This window comes from Candidatus Abyssobacteria bacterium SURF_5 (genome assembly GCA_003598085.1).
Classification (GTDB): domain Bacteria; phylum Abyssobacteria; class SURF-5; order SURF-5; family SURF-5; genus SURF-5.
In genome coordinates this window covers 1-21675 of record QZKU01000066.1, presented here as the reverse complement: position 1 = coordinate 21675, position 21675 = coordinate 1, and the positions used below count along the sequence as shown (strand labels likewise).

The window sequence follows — 21675 nt, the reverse complement described above, 5'->3', positions numbered from 1 at the left end:
CCGGAAAACTCTCCGTCGTCATCCGGACCGATCACGAAGATTCGACGCATCGGCAGGCCGCAGCGGCTCCATCCGCAGTTCAGGCACAGGCTGCAGCCTCCGGCGGAAACGAGCGTTCCTCCGCAACATGGGCATTTCATGTTCATCCTCCTTTCTATAGGGCCATGAGATATCGTTGTTGAGGTAATTAAAACCCACTTTGAATTCTTGAACAACGACATAGTTGTGAACGGAAATGTCAGGAAGGACGGAAGAGCAGGAGAATCCGCTGATTACGCAAATTTTCGCGGATTAAAGGAGGGATGAAGGACGAAGCCGGCGTTTTAGCCGATTATTGCGAATCGCTCGCGCCTAATGCTTCGCGAAGAAATCGAGGAGCGCCTGGTTGAATGCGTCGGGCGCCTGATTGTGGAAAGCATGCCCTCCCTCGATTACCTTCAGCGAAGCGCCGGATATGCGGCCGGCGATATCTTTTGAGAATGCGACCGGCGTCAGAATGTCGCCGTCGCCCACGAGCACCATAGTCGGCACTCGTATGCCGGCGATCCGGCCGGACACATTGAAACCGGTGATGGCCGCGCACTGGCTGCGGAGGCAGCGCGGCAAGAGCGGTTTCTCGGCCAGATGGTCTATAAACATCTGCCTGAGCCCCATGAGCATGTCGTACTGCTCGCTGATGAAGTCGAACGTGAAGCACCAGCCGATGATGTTATTGACGAACGACTCGGTGCCGAGCTTCTCGAGGATGTCCGCCCACAACAGCAGCATCAAGTCCGATCCGCGCGGCGGCGAGCACGTGGTGGATGCGAGCGTCAGGCTGCGGAGCAACTCGGGATGGTCGAGCGCGAACTGTTGCGCGATCATGCCGCCCATCGAATGGCCGACCAGGTGGGCCTGCCTGATCTCCATCGCCTGAAAGAATCCGAACAGATCGTCGGCCATCATCTTGATCGAGTACGGGCCCGCCGGCTTATCTGTCGAGCCGACGCCGCGATTATCGAGCGCATACACCAAATAATTCTGCGAAAGGACGGGCGTCTGGAGCGCCCATTGAACGAGGTCGGCGCCGTAGCCGGTCACGAGCACGACCGGGTCTCCCGGCCCCAGCGTTTCATAATACATCTCGATGTCGCTGACTTTGACTTTCGGCATGCTTAAATTCCTCCGTACTACTTACCAGCTCACCGGTTTTCCGGCTCATTCTCGGTCCTTTGAAATGAGGTCGTCTCATTTGATGCTATTGAAGCTAAGAGCTCTTCACAGGAGCTAAGAGAGATAACGGAGAAAGCAGGAGTCGCCTGTTGCATTTATGCCTCTGTTTCCTCTGTTACCTCCTGTTGAGAGTCTTTTTTTCTTGTTTCTTTTGGCTGCATTGGACCCGCGTCATGCGGAAGTATCTCATGTTCCGCGTTTCATAATTATTTTGGACAAGGGTGAGTGTAAATCCAAAGCTTGTCCCGGACCTCGATCCGGGATTGGTTGCGGCTCTGCCGCGCTGTGCGCCATGCGGCCGCGCGTCATTATTACAAATCGTATTTGCCGACGATCTCGAAGTTGAGTTCCAGGTCTTTGGTGTCGTTGACGGTATAGGGAACGTGCAAGTACTTCTTCGCATCCGCAAGAACAAATTGATTGACGGCCGACAGGATATCGGCGCCGTTATTGGAACCCAGATCGAGTACTTGCTGATACAGCTTCAGCGCCTCGTTGCGGTTTCCCTGAAGGTCATTGGCGAAGCCGAGCAAAAGAATTGTCTGCGCTCGTTCGTTCGGGCTTTGGACGCACTCCAGCGCCGCCGTCAACTGCGATGCTGCCGCGCTTGCGTCCCACTGGGAGAGCAGATAGATGCCGGCGAGCCTGCGGTAGATGGCCTCATCCGGGCAGAGCGCGATTGCCTCCTCCAATTTCGGAAGCACGGCGTTCTCGTCGCCGCCGGGAATAACGAAATTCATGAGCGCGTCGCAATATGTCCGCAGTCCCTGGTAATTCCTCGACTGAGCATATTCATTCGGGGCCAGCGTTTGCGGGATTGTCCGGGAAGGGCTTTCGGCCAATTCATCCATCAGATTGAAACCGACGTAGGTATTGTTGCAGACGGGCGCGGGCCCATCGGCGACCCAGAAGTCGAACGAGGCGGGACTGAAGACGGCGCTGGTGATATTGATCACCTGCGAGATGATCCCGCCCACCGGCCGGAGGCTATCGGAGCACATATCCATGTGGTCGCCCATGAACCGCGCCGCCATGCCCGAGTCGATTTTCCCCCGGTTCTCGTTCAGAAGCATCCGCATCCTCTCGAATCTGGCTATCGGGTTCTTTCCAATATTGTTTCTGAGAAACACGTCGAACGGCTTGATCTTGTCGGTGGTGGCCATATTGGTTTCCCACAACAGCCCGTTCTCGGCATATCTGAATCCCACTTCTAGCGCGCTTGCCTCGATCACGACGGCGTCGTTCGCCTTCCCATCAGCCACAAGAAAAGCGAAAGCGCCGGCTCGCGGTCGTTCCGAAACGAGGGCGAGCGCTTCCTCGACCGAGCTTGCTTTCTTCATTATGTCCATCTCGAGGAACGTGAAGCTGACGCCTTCGGCGATGGTATCGTTCAAAAAAAGGAAGTGCGCGCCAAGACACAGACCTTTCTCGTTCATGCAGGAATTGCATTTGATCAGGCCCGCCGAGCTGACGCTCACAAACCGGTAGGCGTTCTCCGGCTCGTAGAATACGACGGTCTGATGTTTGTCCCAGAGGCCGACACCGGTATAATCGGTGTTGCGCCCCATCAGGAGTTTTCCGTCGGTCGTGGCGCCGCCGAAAGCGGCAAAGCTGGTGCACCCCTGGTCGCCCGTTTTTCGGAGCGCTTTCTTCTCGAGCACTTTGATCAGGTTCATGTTCAAATCGGAAAGCATATTCCCGCGGAAAACGTCAGCAAACGACAGGCCGCTTCCGTCGGCGATGCCTTTCAATTCGGCCAGATATTCACGCGGCGAGTTTTTCAGGAGGCGCCGGTAAATCGACCAGTCAAAGAACCTTGCGATAAGCCATCTTGCGAGCAACCGTTTGTGCTTGAATGGGGGGAAGTGTTCGGCGGGCGCCGCATAAAACAGGAGCGCACCTTCCCTGATCTCGTCCTTCAGCAGAACTCCGTGCTGATATCCCATCTCATAATGAGATCCGCACAGTCTTAAGACGTTCAAACCGCCTCGGACTTCGAGCGTGGCTCGTCCGAAGGCCTTGCGCCCCCGCTCGTCCTCGACCACAGAGGTCGACTCGAGCCAGCGCATCTCTTCGGAATTGGGAAGGTAGGCCCGCCCGTCGCCGAGGGGCCAGTGTATCAGAAATATCAGAATGAAACCGACCAGCAGGACGAAAAGAGTGATGAGCCCAATCATGGAGGCGCTCCTGTAACCGATTCTTTTGGCTGGAATTGTACGTTTTTGAGCTGCCTCGTGTCAACCCCGTTATTCCCGCCGGAAATTTGACTGTCGCGACTGCGTATTGTAGAATAGGGCATCGGGGGAAGTTCCCTCAGCGGGGCATGACTGTCGTGTACGAATCTTTTTTCGGCTTCAAAGAAAAACCGTTCAACATCACACCGGACCCCAAGTACCTGTATCTCAGCGAGCAGCACCAGGAAGCGATCGCGCATCTGCTTTATGGCATTCAAGAGCGCGGCGGCTTCGTCGTGGTAACGGGGGAGATAGGGACCGGTAAGACCACGCTATGCAGATATCTCATCAATGAGATGGATGACCGCACCGAAGGCGCAGTCATCTTGAACCCCAACCTTTCCGAAATCGAGCTGCTGAAATCGATCAACCAGGATTTCGGCATCATTTCCGTCGGTCAAACAAAAAAGGAATTAATAGACGAATTAAACCGGTTTCTGCTCGAGGAACGCCTGCGCGGCAAGAATATGGTGCTGGTGATCGATGAGGCTCAGAACCTGCACCCCGCCGTCCTCGAACAGGTGCGCATGCTTTCGAACCTGGAGACCGAAAAAGAGAAGCTGATCCAGATCATCCTGGTGGGCCAGCCTCAGTTGAAGAAACTGCTCGCGCGTCCGGAACTGCGACAGCTCGACCAGCGGATCACAGCCCGATACCACCTGAACCCGTTGAACCGCAAGGAGACGTTCGAGTATATTCAGCACCGGTTGGACATTGCGGCGGACGATGAGAAAGTCTTCTTCGAACCTGCCGCAATGAAGTACATATATAAAGTGGCCAACGGCATCCCGCGCCTGATCAATGTCATCTGTGACCGTTCTCTCCTCGGTGCGTTTGCAGCCGGCCAAGGCAGTCCCATTCCAAAAAAGATCGTGAAACAGGCGGTTCGCGAAGTTATCGGGCGCCGGCACTCATTCGGGAGCAAATTGCCGAGCATCAGTTTCTCGCCCCGAATTTTCTCATATGCGTTTACGCTCGCGTTCCTGGCGCTCGTCGGCTGGTATGCGTTCAGGACGTTCTCCATTTACGAGGCGTCAGGCACAAATTCGAAATACACTGAGCTTATTCCCGATCTCCCATTTGGGGAAGATCCGACCACCGCATCCTCGTTTCCCGAAAAAAGGGTAGCTGAGGCATCTCAGAATGTCGAAAGCCCCGCCTCCCAACCGGCCGCCGCAAACACGGGATCGACGGAAGAGAAAATCAGGCAGGAGTCGAAGGCCGAGCTTATCAACCTGCTTCTCTCGAAGGACTACGAAGCTTCCCGGTTGAGCGCCGCAAAGAATCTGCTCGCGCTGTGGGGGAAATATCCTGAAGTAACCGTCGAGCAGGCCGACAGTTTCTATCTGCTGGCGATGTCTCAGCAGATGAGATGTTCCGAATTTTGGACCAATTTCGACGGGCTCCGCTCATCCAATTTGCCGTGCATCCTCGAAATGTTTATTCCCCAGGAACTGAGCCCGCGGTACGTGGTCCTGGCCCGGCTGAATTCGACGACGGGCCAGATATTCTATGCGGACGCTGAACCGGCTGATGTACGTCTGGACGTGCTGGATGAGTTCTGGCTGCGGCGGGCATTTGTGTTCTGGAGAGATTTCGAGCAGGTAAAAGAAAATTTGCGGTTCGGAGATAGCGGAAGCCAAGTGGCCTGGCTGCAGGGTGGGCTTCAGTCCCTTGGACTCTATCAGGGTCAGCTATCGGGAGAATTTGACGAGCAGACGGAGGAGGCGGTTCTCAAATTTCAGCGGCAAAGCGGCCTCCTGCTCGACGGCATCGTCGGTCCGAGAACAAAACTCATACTGTACGCCAATCTCAAGCAGTATCCCGTACCCCGTCTAAACGGCGAAAGCATATGAGCATCATACTGCGGGCACTGAAGAAGATCCAGAATCAGGAGAGAAAGCAGGGCTCTGCGTCCGCATCACATGCAGGCGCATTCGTGAACGAGTCGCCTTCCGATATGGGCCTGGACCTTTTTCGAGAGGCGCAAGAGGCGCCGCCGCTTCAAGAGGCTGGAGCAGCGGACCGGCTCAGGCCCACGCCGGCAAAACCAATTGAAAAGATTCGAAGCAGCAATATTCCTCGGGTGCTTCTGGGATTGCTCCTGGTGCTCGGCCTGATTGCAACCGTGTGGTTCGCGAGCATCATACAGGCAAGCTTCAGAGGCGGCCGAGCGGCCGGCAAAGAGACAGCAGACCAGACAAAAATGGTTGCCACGGCGGCAAAAGAGGAGCAAACGCCGGTGCAGCCTCCTGTAGCCGCCCCGCCTGAAACTCGTGCAGCCGTTCCGCCTGTGCCAGGCACAGCGCCGGAAGCGGCTTCTCCACCAGCCCTCGCTCAAGAGCAGTTGGCCGAGCAGCCGGCAGCACCGCCTGTACCGGCGCCGCAACCTGTGGAATCAGCGGCCCCTGCGCCGCAAGCGGAAGCCGCCATTCCAAAAGAACCGGCGGCGCCCGAGTATGAAGCAGTCATTCCCACCGGCAAAGAGGCCGCCGCTATCGCGCGGGCGAGCACAAGGCCGCGGAAACAACAAGAAGCCGAATTCGCCTCGGCCGGCGAAGAGGAGAAAGAAAGGCCGGAGTTTAAAATAAATGCGATCGCCTGGCGCGCGCGCGAGCCGAAGGCGATCGTCAATATGCAGCGGGTATATGTGGGCGACAGGATCGAGGGGGCGCTGGTGAAGGAAATACGGCGTAAAAGCATCCTCTTCGAATATGATTCCGAGGAATTCGAAGTGCGATTCTGATGCACCCCTTTATACTGTCTGGAACAATTCCTGGTTGATTTCCACTCCGACTTTTGCTTTCAAATTGTCATAATACTCTTCAAAAACCGCCTGCCTGCGCTGCGCCAGGATTCTCTGCTCGGTGACTTCCTTTTGCTCTTCAAAACCGGCCGGATCGGGTTCAATCACCTCTTGCAGTTGAACCACGCACACGGTCTTCGAATCGGCGAACGGACCGGCGGCCATTCCTTCCTCGAGCGAGAACACGGTATCAACCAAGCCCTCGACCCTCGGCAGCTCGGGCGGATACCCGCGCCGGGTGAACGGGAGCGCCTCTTCCGCCTCGGGGGCGACTTTGGCAAGATCGCTCTTTTGCTCGTTCACTTGCTTCACCAGTTCCTCAGCTTTTATCTTTGCCAGCTCGACCGCTTTTTCGGTTCGCGCCGCCGTCGCGATCCTCTCCTTTATCTCCGCCAGTTCGGGTATTCGCTCCGCTTGCCGCTCGACGACCTGAACGACATAAAGCGCCTCCGGCGTCTCGACCACATTCGACACCTTGCCTTGCTCTAGGCCGGGCAGGATTTCGATGAGCTCACGAACAGGACCGATTGAAGGAATGAAGGGGCTATTGACCCTGAAGGAAGGAGTGCTTTTAAGTTCGATCTCGCTTTTGGACGCAGCCTCCTTCAACGAGGAGCCGCGCGCCTCATAAGAAAGCAGCGTCGCCTTCTCCTGCAGCGAGAGGAGCGTGTCATCGCTCGGCGTCACTTTGAAGAAGATGTGCCGGGCGCGAACTTGCCTTTTTGCGTCCGAATCTTTTACTTCTTCGACTTTGACAATATGAAAGCCGTCATCGCTTCGGATCAGGTCGGAGAGCTCGCCCGGTTTTAACGAAAAAGCCGCCTCTTCGATGGCTCTGGTTTGGGGATTGCCACGCTCGAAGAAGCCGAGATCGCCGCCGATTGCTTTTGTCGCGAGATCGTCGGAATAGGTCTCAGCCAGTTGGGCAAAATCGGTTTCGCCCGTCCGGGCCAGTTCGAGCTTGGTCTTTGCGTAAGCTTCGACATCGGCAAAATCAAGCGCATTCGGCTCTTTCCTGATTTCCACATAATCCAGCTTTACCTGAGCCGGTTCTGCATATTCGCTCTTATGTTCCTCATAAAAAGCCAGCAACTCCTCCTCGGGCAATTCAATATCTTTGCGGGAATCGGCGGCACGGTATGCGACATATTTCACTTTCACCTTTTCATTCTGGCGGCGGTATTCCTCCCGGATTTCGTCTTCAGTCACACGGGCGCCCGAATATATCAGTTCCATGAGCTTCTGATTTCTCAGGTTCTGTCTTTCCTGCGCAATATATCCCGCCCAATTGATTCGCGGATCAGTGATCGCGGCGTTCCACTTCGCCGGGTCGAATTGGCCGTCCGTGGAAAAAGCCGGATTCTGCTTCAGCGAATCCTGCACCTCCTGGTCCGAGACAACAATTTTCAAGCGATCCGCTTCCATATCAAAAAGGATTTCGCGTATGATCCCGTCGAGAGCTTGCTGCTTCAGATTCAGCATCTTTTCCAGTTCGGCACTATAGTTCTCGCCTAAATTCATCCGGGCCATTTCGCGAAGGGCCTGGTAATACTGCTCGAACCTTTCGATCGAGACTTTTTCATCTCCAACCACGAGCAGAGTATTCGATCCCTTGCTCCCCAAAGAGGGAAATGCGCCCCACAAAATGAAGGCCGGCACGATAAGGGCGGTAATGACAATGAGGAAGTTCTTGGTGTTCCTCCGCATGAAATCCATTAACATGGCAATCTCGTCTCCGAAATCAGGGAAATGTGAGAATAGTAAACAGAGAATCCTAGCTTATTATAAGCTTTTCCGGGGGGCCTTTTCAATCCCCGGCGGATGTCGAGGAAACAGGATGATCGGGCGAATCGGGCTGAAGCAGTCCGGCCAGCAGCAGCAAGCGCCGCGTGTCGAAGTGAAGTTCCTCCCACCGCTTTTCGACCTCTTCCGGGCTCCACCATTCGGCCTCGCCGATATCGTCGTCGGCGAGCAATTCGCCCGCCGTCGGCGTCGCCAGAAAATCCACGTAAACGACGTGAAGCAAACATTCCTGTTGTTCGCGCACAATCGTTTCAAAAGGTGGAAGCATGCGCCCGAGTTTTACATCAAGGTGGGTTTCCTCCCTGATTTCCCGCAGCGCCCCTTCGGCCAGTGTTTCGCCGGCATGCAGCTTGCCGCCCGGACAAATCCATTTCCCTTTCCAGTAGCCTTCCCGCTCCGGCTTGTGACGAACCAAGAGCACGTTACCGGCTACGTCCTGAATGACGGCGCCCACTGCAAGCATGATCCCTTCTGCGTTCATTAAACCGTCAGCCTTCGATAGATGCGCGGCAGGATGCGCGGGAGAGTGCTCGGCTTTTTCACGATGAAGTAGTCGCGTCCGCCGCACATTTCATGCAGATAATCGTTTCCGGCCTGGTCGACCGTGATGCAAAACGTATGGATGCTCTTATTGCGAGCCTCCTGTAAGGCCACCATCGTGTCATGCAGTCCATACTCTCTGCTCGAGCGGTCCGGGCCGTAATCGAAATCTTGCGGATATCCATCGCTGAGCAGGATCAAAATCTTCATTGTTCTGCCGGTCTTATTCAGCTTTTGAAGCGCATGCCGGACGGCGGGTCCCATTCTCGTGCTTTTTTTCGGCTCGATCGCTCCAATTTTTCTTCTGACTCGTTCCGAATATTTTTCGGAGAATTCCTTTATTGAAAAAAGCTCTACGTTTTCCCTGCCATATCCGGAGAACCCGTAGATCGCATATTCGTCGCCCAGGTTTTCGAGGGCTTCAGCCATGATGACCAAAGCTTCGCGCTCGAGATCGATCACCCGCTTTCCTCCTGCGGGGTGCGAATAAGCCTCTTCGAACTCTTCCCGAACCTCGTGCGGGAGAGCCGACAGGAGATTTGGGCGCGGATGCGATGGTTTCCTTTGATGGAGGTGCGGATCCTCGACGACCCATTCATCTGTCGAAGCGCTCAGGTCCAAGAGGAAGCATGTGGCTATATCGCGCGCGCGCCTTTCGCGGTTCTGATAGACGCGGTAAGAGGGCGTCACTCCGGCTTTGCGGTCGATGACGGCGTCGATGACGTGGTCGAGCACGACCTCTTCGCCGTCGCGCAGCCGCTTCACCTTGGTCAGCATCTCAGGCCGAATTCTCTGGTACTGCCGCTTGATTGAAGCGATCAAGGCCGAATGTTCCCGCTTGATCTGGGCAGCCTCATCGCCCGATCCCGGCTCAACCGCAACCTCGCGGAGGCGGCACCAGCGGCGCTTGTAGTCGCCGTTCAGATAGTCCCACTCGTCATAATAGTAGACTCGGGAAGCCTCATCGAGCTGCGCTTTTGCGTGGTCGAGGAACCGGGCAAGTTTTTTCTTGTGTTCCGGGTCGATCTCCTTCATTTTCTGCTGCAGCAGTCCTTTGAGGTCGGTCGCGAACAGACCGGTCGAATCCCGAAGCTCCTCAGCGGTCACGCCAAGGATTTTAATCTTGGCGCCGCTCTCGATCAGCTTGTTCAGCATTTCGGGCGACATCGGGCTTTCCATTCCGGCTTGATCTTCCTCAAGTTCCTCGAGGAAATCGAGCGCCCGGTTGATCTGGATGCGGGCGAAATCAGTCTGGCCGCGAAATTCCACCGGGTGTGCCGGCAGATAATTCTCATTGCCCTCTTGGCCGGGAACCGGAGTTGCGATTGATTCCGGCGCCGCAAACAATTCAGGAGCGTACTGTCGGAGGATCGAGTAAATCCGAATCGTGATGACTGCCGAATCCGTCACCGTTGCCTGCAGGTTCATCACGGGTGCGTACGCGTCTTCCATTTCTTCAAAGACCGGCCGCTTCTCAGGAGGCAGATGATCTATCGGGTGCTCCCCGAGGGAAAGGCGAGCCAGGCATTCGATGAGCGCCTCGAGCGGCGGGAGCGAGGCCGGCAGTGGTCTATCGGCTAACGATTCGGTTGCAATTCGTCTCAGCCGCGGGGCAAGACCGCAATATCTTGAACAAAGCCGGTAATCGATCCGCCCGTCCTCGACAAAGAAGAAGATATCGCGAGCCAGCCGCGGGTTGTTGAACAGGCGGAAGAACAGGTCGTAGTGCGAAATGAAAGGAACCGCTTCAAGAACCTTCAATAACTCATCGGGAAGATTTTTATTAAAAAGAACGTCGAGGTCGAGGTCGAACGTCCCGAACTCGATGTATGCCGCCTGATGAGCCGCAGGCACAAGGAAGTAATCGAATTCATCGATCGAGGAACGCCGGCCGGCGGTTTCGGCCAGATAGATGGTTTTCCCATCGGTCAGCGGGAGATCGCGCCGGTCCGGCAGCAGGTCGGGCGGCGCTTCATGAACAGGTTTTATCTGCAGATTGCGCGCGGCGACTGCGGAACAATACAGTTCCAAAATATTTGCGACTTCGTTGAGGCGAAGCCCCGCCCCGCGCGGCAGAAAAGAGGAGTGGCAGTTTGTATGGGCAGGATTGGTCATTCGAAGATACTGTTGATGAGTTCGAGGACGGCGCGTTCCAGTTCGGGGTCGTCAGTGATCGATTTGGCAACTGCGATCTCGCAGGCGCGCCTGGCCGAGATGCCCGAGATCAGCAGCTTTCCGGCATATATGAGGAGGCGCGTGCTCACGCCTTCCTCAAAGCCGCGGTCGCGCAGGTTCCTCACTTTCTGGCCGAGCAGAGCCATCCTCTCGGCCGTGGCCGCGTCGATCCCGCTTTCGTGGCTGATTATCCGGGCCTCGACCTCTGGGGGTGGATATTCAAAATCGATGGCCACAAATCTTTGCCGCGTACTATGCTTCAGATTCTTCAAAACGCTCTGGTAGCCGGGATTGTATGAGATGACCAGCAAGAAATTGTCGTGCGCCCTCAGCATCCGCCCCCTCTTCTCGATAGGAAGAATCCGGCGGTAATCGGCCAGGGGATGGATGAGGACCGTGGTGTCCTTTCGCGCTTCGACAATCTCATCGAGATAGCAGACGGCGCCGGTTTTCACCGCGCGCGTGAGCGGGCCGTCAATCCAGACGGTCTCATCGCCTTCGAGCAGATAGCGGCCCACCAAATCGCTTGCACTGAGGTCCTCGTGGCAGGCGACCGTGATCAATGGGGCGGATACATCGGTTGCCGATTCTATCCCCTGCAAGATGCGCTCCTGTTGCAGGGTGTATGCCATGTACTCGATGAAACGTGTCTTTCCGCATCCGGTAGGGCCTTTCAGAAGGACCGGCAATTTGGCCGCGTAAGCGGCTCGAAAAATACTCACTTCATCAGACACAGGGACATAATAAGGTTCTTCCGTGAAGAAATGTTCTTCGAAAAAACTTTCGATTCCGCCTGCCTGTGCCTCGCGCTCCGCCATGCGTAAAAACCCCTCATTGTCAATTAAAATGACAGTTGCCTCTAGCAATTATGGGGTATGAAACGGCAGGTTGTCAAACTGAGCGGGCGGCAAGAAAAAGATTTGGCGGAATGAGGGGAGATAAAATCAGGGATTGCAGAGGGTGAACCTGAGGCTCGCCCTTCCTCATTGCGTCTAAACCCCCTGCAATCCACCGCTCTTTCTTGATTCAGATGTTCAGCGAACCGCCCCTCATATGGTTACGGTTTCATAACTGCGGAACCTTTCCACCGGGTGCGGTCCCTTTAACTCGAAGCGATAGTCCCTTCCCTTGTGTTGAATGTGCTGTTCGATCACCATCTGGCTGGGAACCCCGTTCCTGTTTACGATTGCCTGGTAATGGTAATACCGGGAATCCTTCGGGATGCGGTCTGCGGGAACGAAATCGGTTTCGAGCGCATTGAAATCGGTCGAATCCGCCATGACCTGCCGCACGTAGTCGAGATTGGATTCGAATTTGAAAGGCGCCGGCATTTCTTTCGGCAGCATCTCTTCCGCTTCCCTCTTTTCGTACTGCCTCATCAGATCGCACGCGCTGCGCAAATGTTCTATTTCCTGGTTGAGGTGCAATTCCCAGATGCTTTTGATGCGCCGATCTTCTTCATGCTGCATGAGCGAGTAATACAGGAAGCACTCGTTGTACTCGTGCAAAACCAACTGCTCGAACCAGGAGCTTCGCGGATCCATGAGGGATTCGTAATGGGTGACGTGCTGTTCCTCGATCTGGGCGATCTCGAGGTAAAGTCCACGTCCAACGATCTCCTCGGGTCGGTTTCCGACGTTCATGTAGAAGTTCATCGTCTGCTGCTCGGCGGCGATAATCGTCATCACGTGCAACTGCGTGAGGAGATCGGCCGTTTCGGCATCGTAATGCTTGCGAACCTCATCGTATGGGTGACGGTGTTCGGCGATCGTGGGCCTGCCGACGGTGATCTCGGTAAATTTGCCGGTGACCTCTTCGGCCGGTTTTCCCTGGGACATGTTGAGCAGATTCGAATACCGGTAAAGGTGGTCAAAATCTTCCAGTAAAGCAAAATCCAAAGCCTTTTTGACGTACGGGTCGCGCTCGGTCTTTGCCAGCCCGGCCGTCAAATCAACGGCCACCTGCTCATAGCCGATGGTTATCTCGAGGACGCTCTCGTCGGCGGGCAACAGCCAATTCACCGCCTTCTGCTGTTGCTGCTCGATACGGCGGACGTTGGCGAGCTTTCGCTTGAGTTCCATATCGGCCGTATGCCGCGCGAACTGATGTCCGAACATCGCCGATTCGACTTCAATTCCGTTCATCAGAATGACCCGTGTCCGCGTGTATGGATGAACGCTATGCTTGTCATACGGTTTGACATTCAATTCCGACCAATTGCGCAAATGTTTTTCAAGCGGAATACCGCGTTCTCTTAAAGGGTTAAAAGCCATAAAGTCCTCCTTTCAGGATGAGCCGCATATTCCTGAAACTCTTGCCGCCCAACGCGCACGCGTTGGGCTATTGGGGTTCAGCAGGGACCTTTGGGAAATCACCTGCCGTACCTGCTGCCGCCGGGGTGAAGGTAGTTATCCCTGCGCGTGTCATAGCGGCCCTCCTGCTCAGAATAATCTTCCACCTCGCCGGCGGCCGGGTACCTGCGCTCCTCGAACGGATCAAAGTCGCTTTCCCTTCTGGTTTCTCCGTCGCGCCGATAGCTTTCGTATTCGCCGAAAAGGTCTTCGTCGTCCTCATATCTTTCGTACCGGTCCCGGCCGCGTTCCGGATATTCGCGCTCGAATCGACCGGTATCGCGGCCCCGGAATTGGATCGAGTCGTAATAGGCGTTAATATCCTCTTGCACCCGCGCCTGAGAGAAGTCGGGAAGCAAATCGCTCCTGAAGGAAGGCGCGTTTTCAAGCCGCGACCTGGATATGTTCAGGCGAATCTCGTCGTCCGAAACCCGCGCATCGGCCGCCCGCCACGGAACCGGCACCCATCGATCCGTCACCCCAATGGCGCCGTCCATGGAGAGAATCAGGTAACTGATCCGGCCGTTTTGGTCGGCGATGACTTCCTCTACTTCTCCCAGTGTTTCGCCTTGCTGGTTTCTGACGCTCGTCCCGATCAATTCGCCCACGCGAAAATGCTGCATTCCAATCGCCCTGCCGCCCAAGTCCTCCTGCGTCCGGTAAACACCCTGAGCATATGCGGGAAGTCCCATCATCAAGATCGCGCTTATACCAATTAAGCCGATCAAGATAACTTTCCTCGTCATAGTGAACTCCTTTCTATTTCATTACAGAAAACTCTTCCCTTTTCTCTTCAGTTAACTATAATCTAGTCTAGCGGGTTGCTTATCGTCATACCGCAAACAAAGCATTTTGAGTCATAAAATGCTGTATCTCAAGGCGTTCAGCGAAAAAAGAGGGAGAATCGAGGAAATTTTTAACCTTTTTCCCCTTTGGAACGTCTAATAGTGTAGGAAAGGAAAGCAGTGGCGTCAGATTTCGAGTTGATCCAGCGAGTGCTCTCAGGCGACGGCGCCGCGTTTAATGAATTGGTTTTGCGGCACCGGAAGCACGTGTATGAGACCGCATACCGAATGGTTCGCAATCATGAAGTGGCGGAAGAGATCGCGCAGGAAGCTTTCATCAGGGCCTATCGCGGCCTGGGTTCCTTTCGCCGGGAAGCCGGCTTTACTACCTGGCTATACAGGATTACCATGAATCTGTGTTTCAATGAGTTGAATCGGAAGAAGGAGATTTCAGAGCCAAACGCGACTGTAACCGCCTTCGAGAACGCATCAGCTGTCGAGAACATGGTGCGCGAGGAGAGAAGAGAATGGCTCGAGCGACAAATCGAAGCGCTCCCGGTGAAGCAGAAATCGGTTCTCATACTCAGAGTCTTTCGGGAGATGCCATTCAAGGATATCGCCCGCATCGTCGGATGCAGCGCGGGAGCGGCAAAGGTGAATTTCCGGCACGCCTTTCTCAAGCTGAAGGAACAGTCAAAAAATCTTCGCGAGGAATTATGAACTGCAAAAAGGCTGAACAGTTGCTCGTGGATCATGCCGAGCAAACACTTGCGGGACGAAAGAAGAAACATTTAGAGCGGCATCTCGAAACCTGCGAATCGTGCCGGCTCCAACTCGAAGGGATAATTCGGCTGCGGGAAGAGGTTCGCTCACTCTCCGTGCCCGAGCCGACTGAAAGCGAGTGGGAGCGGTTCCACAGCAAACTGACGCGTCGCCTTGCGGAGATCGATTCGGAACGGGCGGCGCGGGGATCGCGGAGACTTCTTTTGAAGCCGATGGCGGCCGCGGCCGCCGTTGCCGCAGGCTTTCTTCTTGTTCTCGCGCTGTGGATAAATTTTTCCATGGAAAGAAAAATCGATTCCAATTCCTCAGGCAAAGTAATGGAGCAGCTCTCTTCCGAAGACTCGATGCAAAGCCTACCATCTGAAAGGGACGACAAATTCCTGATCGCTCTCGAAAACCTTTCCGATGCCGACTTGGAGGATTTTGTGGATGATGCCGCTCTGCTGCTGGAAGAAGATAGCGGAGCCTTCGACGAAGTATTTCTTTATTCCCTGACGGAACCAGACCCGTATGAAGCCCTTGAAGACCTGTCTCCCGAAGAGTATGACGAGGTGCTCAAGAGGCTTGCATCAATTTGAAAAGGAGGAACAACAATGAGAAACAAACTTTTGGGAGCGGCAACAATCATACTCTTGGTGTCGGCGACGGCGTTTGCTCAAGGCGGCCCGCCGGATGAGGCGAGCGGGAGGCCCTGCCGACGCAACCGGGCGGAGATGCGGGAGCGGATGCAGCAGGTGAGGATGGAGAAATTGAGCGAGGCATTAAACCTCGAGGAAGGGACCACGCAGCAACTGGCCGTCTTGATGGACAATAACGCAGTGCAGCAGCGACAACTGAGGGACAGGCACAGAGCTCTGCTTGATCAACTGGAAGATGAACTTGCGAAGGAATCGGTGGACCCGGTTGTCGTGCGGAAAGCAGTGGACGATTTCAAGAAATCACGCCTCGAGATGGCGCAGGCGAATAATTCGCTGCTGGACGAAATTTCGGGAATCCTGACCGAGGAACAAATGGCGGAGTTCCTGGTGTTTGTCCCGCAGTTCGAGCGCAACATGAGGAGAATGATGTTCGACGCGCGCGCGCGCCGCATGCAAAGGGACTGCTTTAGAACGCCGGCGGGCCCAGACTGGGAATGCCCGCTCGGCAATGAGCCGATGCAGCGGCAGCGAGGTCGAGGCTTCTCCGATTCGCCGCCCGCAATGGAACCCGTTCAATAGAAATAATGGTTCCTCATAAGGCGCGGCTGCATTAACCGGCCGCGCCTTTTCTCTCAAGCGATTCATACATCTGCTTGAGCAGCAAAGCATCGGCCTCGCGATCCCGGCTTTCGCAGATGAGCCTCCCGCCGACCGAAAAATCCCTGAGCGCCAGCAAGAGCGATTGGTAGTCGAAATCGGATTCATCCAGATTTATATGTTCCAGTTCGCCTTTCTTGCCGTAACGGATTCCCGAGACGTGCATGTGAAGGTTCGAAAGCGCACCTGCTCCCAATCCGGAACGGACCTGCTCCAATGCCGTTGCGAATCCGTCATATTTGAGGGCGCCTCCGGCCGCGGCATGGAGATGAGCGAAATCTATGCATGGCGCCGTGCCCTCGGTTTCGCCGCAAAGTTCTATCAGTTCCGTTGTTGTCCCAAATTGCGTATGCCGGCCCGCGCTTTCCGGCCAGAGGAGAATCTTGTTTCCCTCTGACAGCAAAATCCGGCGGACATCACGAAGATGCTTTTTGATCGTGCGCAGCGCCCGCGCAGGAGTTTCTCCCATGTATGAACCTGCGTGGAAAGCGATTCCCGCGGCTCCGCAAAGGGCCCCGATGCGGGCGGCCAGGACGAGCCGCTTTTTGGATGCCTCGAGGATTTCGCGGTCAGCCGCGTTCAGGTTGATGTAATACGGAGCGTGGACCGAGAGCGAGACATCGAGCTTTTGGGCGAGAGCCTTTACTCGAGAGGCCTTCTCTTCCCCCATCGAGACCCGCCGCACAAACTCCAGCTCCATGCAAGAGAGCCCCACCTGCCTTACCCGTTCAATCCCGGCGAGGCTGTCGCGTTTCGCGCTCCGCTCCGATATCCCTCCCGGCCCGAAGCGCAAAAATATGGGGACAGAGACCATATTTAAACCGTTATTCTATTTCTATTACCTAAATGTAAAAACAAAAAAATGTGGGGACAGAGACCATATTTAGACTGTTATGCTATTTCTATTACTGGTAGTGCGGGAACCGATTTCATTTCCGGGAGGAGCCGCGTCTCTTTTTTGAGCGTTCGGTTTTCTTTGATTTGCGCGGGCGTCCGGCCTTTTTGGGTCTGATCAGCCTGCCTATAACCTGCTCGATGTTCGCTAGGAAGGCGTCGCTCCCAAGTGGGCGTCCGGTGTGGGTCGCCCGTCTGATCACATCGAATTCGCCCTTTTCTTCGCCGCCAGTCAGCAATTCTTTCCAGCCGGCCTTCAGGTCCGGTTCCGGCCAACGGCGGGTGAGAAGTTGGTCGGACAGATGCCGACGTGCGCTGGTGCGCTCGACCAGCGATAATCCCAAGCGCGCTGTACAAGATGCGCCCTGACGGGGTTTCGCTCGACGTATCGAACGGCGGCCATGGTGTGATTTTCATCCATTGTGCACGAGTAAAATCGGCCTTCCCACAGGTGGCCCGACTGCGAATATTTCCAATTGAAGTGCTTCGCGTAGCTCATGTGACTGTCGGCAAGCGACCGCGCAAGCGAGTGGGGTTCTTTTGGAATCGCGATCAGGTGGACGTGGTTCGACATGAGGCAGTACGCCAGGATCTCGAGGCCGTGCTTCCTCTTGTACTTATTCAGGAAATGCAGGTACCTTTCGCAATCGGCATCGTCCAGAAAAATCTTCATCAGTCGATTGCCCCGCTGCGTGATATGATGGGGCAATCCCGGCGCCACTATTCTGGCAATTCTCGGCATAGGATCGATGATATGACAAAATAGCTTAACTGTCAAGAAAAAAAAGTGCGCCAAAATTCTTTGCACTGTTGTTTAGAAATCAAATAACGATAAAAATATGGTCTCTGTCCCCATATTTTTAGCTGGTGGTATCGAACAGCTGGGCGGGGCCGCGCCAGAACTTGTTATTGATAAATGTCTCTTCGAATTTTCCGCCGGCATACTCCGCGATGACGCTTCTCCAGAACAGCTGGCCGGCGACATTCGAGGTCGTTTGCCTGACCTCCCATTTGCCGGGGAAAGCGTTGAAGAGGCGGCGTGCGGCCTCGCGTCCGATGCCGCGCCTGCGGTACTTGCGCATCACGAAGAATTCTGCGACCGAGTTGGCTTCGCCTCTCTTATAAGCGTAGGTGATTGTATTCACGAGGGCGAAGCCGGCGATACGGCGGCCGGCAAGAATAAAGAAAGGATGTCTGTCGGGTTTTGTCCAGTATGAATCGAGATGCTTCAATGTGTAGAGGCCATCCTCGCCGATATCGAATCCTTCGATCTCGCTGAAATCGTACAGATATAGTTGCGCCAGGCGAGAGAGGACCTTTTTTCTTTCTTCCGGAACAGGTATTAATTTGACAACCATACGAGGGCCGAAAACACACGTGGATTGATCATTTGATAATTGGATGTTCGGGGGGAGAAGTTATAAAAGAATCCTTGTGGCCGTTCTGGGCTCGAAGCGTCTGTCAGCCTGTCACGGCATGCATTCGACGCAATCGCGAACGTGCGCTCTGGCCTTTCCGGCCGCCATTTCAGCATCGTGATACGAGCTGAACGGGCCGAGCCATTCTCCTCCCTTCGGTTCGACCTCCGCTTCCTCGGTGCGCCCATAACCGTGCCTGCAGTGCGGACAGTCGCCATAATGAATCTGAGCCTCTCCCACCGTTTTGTTATGGAAGATATAGTAGCCCATCGTCCCCTCCAATCGAACCTGAAATCAGGTTGTTCTCCTCGGGAACTACGATATCATCCTATTGCAATAAAAGTAATAAAGTCAAGCTTCTCTATATGAGAGCGAAAATAACTAAATTAACAACTCCATGCCGTCGCAAGCGATAACCGCCTGGACGCCTCGTTCGCTCGCCAGTGCATCAATCTTCTGCTGAAGCTCCTGCTCATCGCCTTCGACGATCTCAGAGCCGCAATGCGTGATGATCGCGCGCGGCACCCCCTCCTTGCTGCACCACGTGAGCTGAGTGCGGACGGGGGTATGGCCGATCAGTTCGGTCCCCGGCTTTCTCACCATGGAGCGAACGATGGTGGCGCCGTCGCCGATATAAACCGCCGCTCCCGCGAGCGCCTCCGCCCGCTCGTTTATATAGACGAGGTCGGGCGCATAGAATATTGTTTTCCCGCCGGCCGAGATCCGGTAGCCGACAGCAGGCGCACGCGTCGAATGCACCACCGAAAACGCTTCGAACGTCACTCCGTGCACTCTTATCGGCTCGCGCGGACGGATGCCCTCTCGCTCCTTGATCGCGAAGGTTTTCATGTTCTCCCATGACTCCTCGGTGGCGAACACCGGACACGGAGCCCCGTTTTTCAGGCCCCAGGCGTGGTCGGGATGTCCGTGAGTTATGAAGATGGCCCGCGGCGTCATCGTCTGAATCTTTTCCAGCCAATCCTCGCCGCAGTCGATCATGATTTCTTTGCCGCGATAGGAGACCATCAGCGAGCTGTGCATGTAATGGCAGGGGGCTCTTGCCTTGATGTAGCCGCGCGTTCCGAGGAAAGTCAGTTTCATACCGGCTCTTCCATTAATGAACCTCCCGTCCCTTACGCGGAAGGATGATATAAATTTAGCAGATAAGGAAGAGTAAGGAAATCAGGCAAGTGTCTCTCGTTCATTCTGACGCATTTCGTCTATCTTGACTTCCGCCATTTCATAGAGGCATAACATGCCAACGCGTAGCGTAAGAGAAAGAGGGGATCGGTTGCGATCCCCTCAGTTGTTCTCTTACGAATACGTCCAGGCCCTTTACTATTTTGCAGAGAGGGAAAAGAGAGCCTCGCGCACAGTGCCGTCGTCCACGGATATAACGATGCGATACGTCCCTTCCGTGAGGCCCTTTGAGAGCCAATTGTACTCATACCACTGCTCAACAGCATTATACCGGAATACATTTCCGGTGTCGGCCAGGCCGGGAGGGATTGTCTCGGTTTCAGGCACAGTGCCGGTAATTGTGTCGGAAATCTTTGTGACAGACAACGTTGCCGTCGCTGTTCCAACTGGCGTCGAGCCGGAACAATTGAGCGCGAACCTTATGGGAATGCATTTGCCGATCGGGAAAACGCTAGAGTCGTCGGTGTTGATCGGCTGAAGGATGCCGCTGTACTCGTAATGGACGTGCATTGACGCCTGGCAGAAGGACGAATTATTTTCGGCGTCCGTCGCCGTAAAGGTTACGACGGTCACGCCCTTATCAAATAACGCGGGTGCATCGTTTGTGACCGGAATGCTTCCATCGCAATCGTCGACAGCGCTCGAGGACTGCAGGAATGATTGGATTACCGGATTATCGACGGGGATGCCCCCGCATTCATAATCCGCCTGCGCGTCAGTCGGACAACTGATTTCTGGCGCTGTAACGTCATCGACTGTCTGGGTATTGCAGTCGTCGTCAATGTCGTTGCAATACGCTTCAGACATGCCCGGATTCACGAACTCGTTCGAGTCGTTGCAGTCCGTGGAATCCGCAACATGTCCCGACGGCAACGCACATGCTTCTGTCGTGACGGCGGCGTTTCCATATCCGTCGCCGTCGGCGTCCCGGTAATAGGTCAGGAACTGCAGGCCGTCGTCGACCAGGCTGTTACAGTTATTGTCGAGTCCGTCACAGACTTCATCGGCCGGGATCCCTGGCGTGCAGGAGTCGTGCAACGTTCCGCTGATACAGGTCAGCAGCCCCGAGGCGGAACACTCACCTACTCCGCAGTTGGTTGTGGTTGGCGTGTAGTTCTCATCCGCGGTGCCGTTACAGTTTTCGTCCGACCCGTCGCAGTCATCGTCAAGGCCTGTTGGTGAGCCGGGAGTGCAGGTGTCTTGAAGCGCGCCGCCCGAGCAGATCATCTGGCCGGATGCTGTACATTCGCCTATTCCGCAGTTAGTTGCGGTCGGGATGTAATTTTCATCTGCGGTTCCATTGCAGTTCTCGTCCGAACCATCGCAGTCGTCGTCAAGACCTGTTGGCGAGCCGGGCGTGCAGGTATCCTGCAGCGTGCCGCTCGAACAGATCATCTGACCCGAAGCAGTACATTCGCCCACCCCGCAGTTGGTTGTGGTTGGCGTGTAGTTCTCATCCGCGGTGCCGTTGCAGTTCTGGTCCAGCCCGTCGCAATCGTCATCTGCGCCCGTTGGTGAGCCAGGTGTGCAGGTATCTTGAAGCGTGCCGCTCGAACAGATCATCTGACCCGAAGCAGTACATTCGCCCACTCCGCAGTTCGTTGAGGTGGGGGTGTAGTTTTCGTCAGCGGTGCCGTTACAGTTCTGATCCAAGCCGTCGCAGTCATCATCAAGACCGGTCGGTGAACCAGGCGTGCAGGTATCCTGCAGCGTCCCAGCCGAGCAGATCAGTTGGCCGGAGGCCGCGCATCCACCCGTTCCACAATTAGTCGAGATTGGCGTGTAGTTTTCGTCCGCTGTACCATTGCAGTTCTCGTCCGAACCATCGCAGTCGTCGTCGAGACCGGTTGGCGAGCCAGGTGTGCAGGTATCCTGCAGCGTCCCAGCCGAGCAGATCAGTTGGCCGGAGGCCGCGCATTCGCCCACTCCGCAATTGGTGGCGGCGGGAACATAATTCTCATCCGCTGTGCCGTTGCAGTTCTCGTCCGACCCGTCGCAGTCATCATCAAGACCGGTCGGCGAGCCCGGCGTGCAAGTATCTTGAAGCGCGCCGCTCGAACAGATCATCTGACCCGAAGCAGTACATTCGCCTATTCCGCAGTTTGTTGAAGTCGGCGTGTAGTTTTCGTCCGCTGTGCCATTACAGTTCTGATCCAAGCCGTCGCAGTTGTCATCAAGA

Annotated in this window: 20 protein-coding genes; 5 read left to right on the top strand and 15 right to left on the bottom strand. The window is 55.3% G+C overall.

Annotated elements, in window-relative coordinates:
- Nucleotides 1-351: 351 nt before the first annotated feature.
- On the bottom strand, nt 352-1152 hold the full coding sequence (locus C4520_09530) for an alpha/beta fold hydrolase (protein RJP21669.1): 801 nt from the start codon (nt 1150-1152) through the stop codon (nt 352-354).
- Nucleotides 1153-1523: 371 nt separating this feature from the next.
- Nucleotides 1524-3389, bottom strand: coding sequence for a hypothetical protein (locus C4520_09525; protein ID RJP21668.1), 1866 nt, complete (start codon nt 3387-3389; stop codon nt 1524-1526).
- A gap of 146 nt (nt 3390-3535) precedes the next feature.
- On the opposite strand from C4520_09525, the gene C4520_09520 reads away from it, so the two are divergent.
- Nucleotides 3536-5302, top strand: coding sequence for an AAA family ATPase (locus C4520_09520; GenBank protein RJP21667.1), 1767 nt, complete (start codon nt 3536-3538; stop codon nt 5300-5302).
- Nucleotides 5299-6192 (top strand): hypothetical protein, encoded by an 894-nt coding sequence (locus C4520_09515; protein RJP21666.1) that lies wholly within the window; start codon nt 5299-5301, stop codon nt 6190-6192. Before C4520_09520 ends, C4520_09515 begins: the two co-directional genes overlap by 4 nt.
- A 9-nt stretch (nt 6193-6201) precedes the next feature.
- Here C4520_09515 and C4520_09510 read toward each other — a convergent pair whose 3' ends face one another.
- From C4520_09510 to C4520_09485, 6 genes are all read right to left on the bottom strand, one after another.
- Nucleotides 6202-7974, bottom strand: a complete 1773-nt coding sequence (locus C4520_09510) for a hypothetical protein (GenBank protein RJP21665.1) — start codon at nt 7972-7974, stop codon at nt 6202-6204.
- Between the two features lie 85 nt (nt 7975-8059).
- Nucleotides 8060-8536, bottom strand: coding sequence for an NUDIX domain-containing protein (locus C4520_09505; protein RJP21664.1), 477 nt, complete (start codon nt 8534-8536; stop codon nt 8060-8062).
- Nucleotides 8536-10710, bottom strand: coding sequence for a VWA domain-containing protein (locus C4520_09500; GenBank protein ID RJP21663.1), 2175 nt, complete (start codon nt 10708-10710; stop codon nt 8536-8538). The genes C4520_09505 and C4520_09500 overlap by 1 nt, the downstream gene beginning before the upstream one ends.
- Nucleotides 10707-11588: a CbbQ/NirQ/NorQ/GpvN family protein gene (locus tag C4520_09495; protein RJP21662.1), complete on the bottom strand. Its 882-nt coding sequence runs from the start codon at nt 11586-11588 to the stop codon at nt 10707-10709. The genes C4520_09500 and C4520_09495 overlap by 4 nt, the downstream gene beginning before the upstream one ends.
- A 231-nt stretch (nt 11589-11819) precedes the next feature.
- On the bottom strand, nt 11820-13043 hold the full coding sequence (locus C4520_09490; protein ID RJP21661.1) for a hypothetical protein: 1224 nt from the start codon (nt 13041-13043) through the stop codon (nt 11820-11822).
- 98 nt (nt 13044-13141) lie between these two features.
- Nucleotides 13142-13867, bottom strand: a complete 726-nt coding sequence (locus C4520_09485; GenBank protein ID RJP21660.1) for a PRC-barrel domain containing protein — start codon at nt 13865-13867, stop codon at nt 13142-13144.
- 219 nt (nt 13868-14086) lie between these two features.
- Between C4520_09485 and C4520_09480 the strand changes: the two genes are divergently transcribed.
- From C4520_09480 to C4520_09470, 3 genes are read left to right on the top strand one after another with little or no spacing between them, the layout of a single operon-like run.
- On the top strand, nt 14087-14626 hold the full coding sequence (locus tag C4520_09480) for a sigma-70 family RNA polymerase sigma factor (protein RJP21659.1): 540 nt from the start codon (nt 14087-14089) through the stop codon (nt 14624-14626).
- A complete protein-coding gene (locus C4520_09475) occupies nt 14539-15267 on the top strand; it encodes a zf-HC2 domain-containing protein (GenBank protein ID RJP21658.1) in 729 nt (242 codons plus the stop codon). Before C4520_09480 ends, C4520_09475 begins: the two co-directional genes overlap by 88 nt.
- A 15-nt stretch (nt 15268-15282) precedes the next feature.
- Nucleotides 15283-15906 (top strand): hypothetical protein, encoded by a 624-nt coding sequence (locus tag C4520_09470; GenBank protein ID RJP21657.1) that lies wholly within the window; start codon nt 15283-15285, stop codon nt 15904-15906.
- Between the two features lie 31 nt (nt 15907-15937).
- Here C4520_09470 and C4520_09465 read toward each other — a convergent pair whose 3' ends face one another.
- From C4520_09465 to C4520_09435, 7 genes are all read right to left on the bottom strand, one after another.
- On the bottom strand, nt 15938-16798 hold the full coding sequence (locus C4520_09465; GenBank protein ID RJP21656.1) for a hypothetical protein: 861 nt from the start codon (nt 16796-16798) through the stop codon (nt 15938-15940).
- 115 nt (nt 16799-16913) lie between these two features.
- Nucleotides 16914-17117 carry a hypothetical protein gene (locus tag C4520_09460; protein ID RJP21655.1) on the bottom strand — a complete coding sequence of 68 codons (204 nt, stop codon included), beginning with the start codon at nt 17115-17117 and terminating at the stop codon, nt 16914-16916.
- Nucleotides 17118-17134: 17 nt separating this feature from the next.
- Nucleotides 17135-17674: a transposase gene (locus tag C4520_09455; protein RJP21654.1), complete on the bottom strand. Its 540-nt coding sequence runs from the start codon at nt 17672-17674 to the stop codon at nt 17135-17137.
- Between the two features lie 64 nt (nt 17675-17738).
- Entirely contained in the window at nt 17739-18236 is a 498-nt protein-coding gene (locus tag C4520_09450; protein ID RJP21653.1) for a GNAT family N-acetyltransferase, read from the bottom strand.
- A 111-nt stretch (nt 18237-18347) separates the two neighbouring features.
- Entirely contained in the window at nt 18348-18566 is a 219-nt protein-coding gene (locus C4520_09445; protein RJP21652.1) for a hypothetical protein, read from the bottom strand.
- Nucleotides 18567-18677: 111 nt separating this feature from the next.
- Complete coding sequence (locus tag C4520_09440; protein RJP21651.1) at nt 18678-19397, bottom strand: MBL fold metallo-hydrolase; 720 nt, start codon at nt 19395-19397, stop codon at nt 18678-18680.
- Between the two features lie 237 nt (nt 19398-19634).
- The coding region (locus tag C4520_09435; protein RJP21650.1) for a hypothetical protein at nt 19635-21675 on the bottom strand (2041 nt) is incomplete at its 5' end.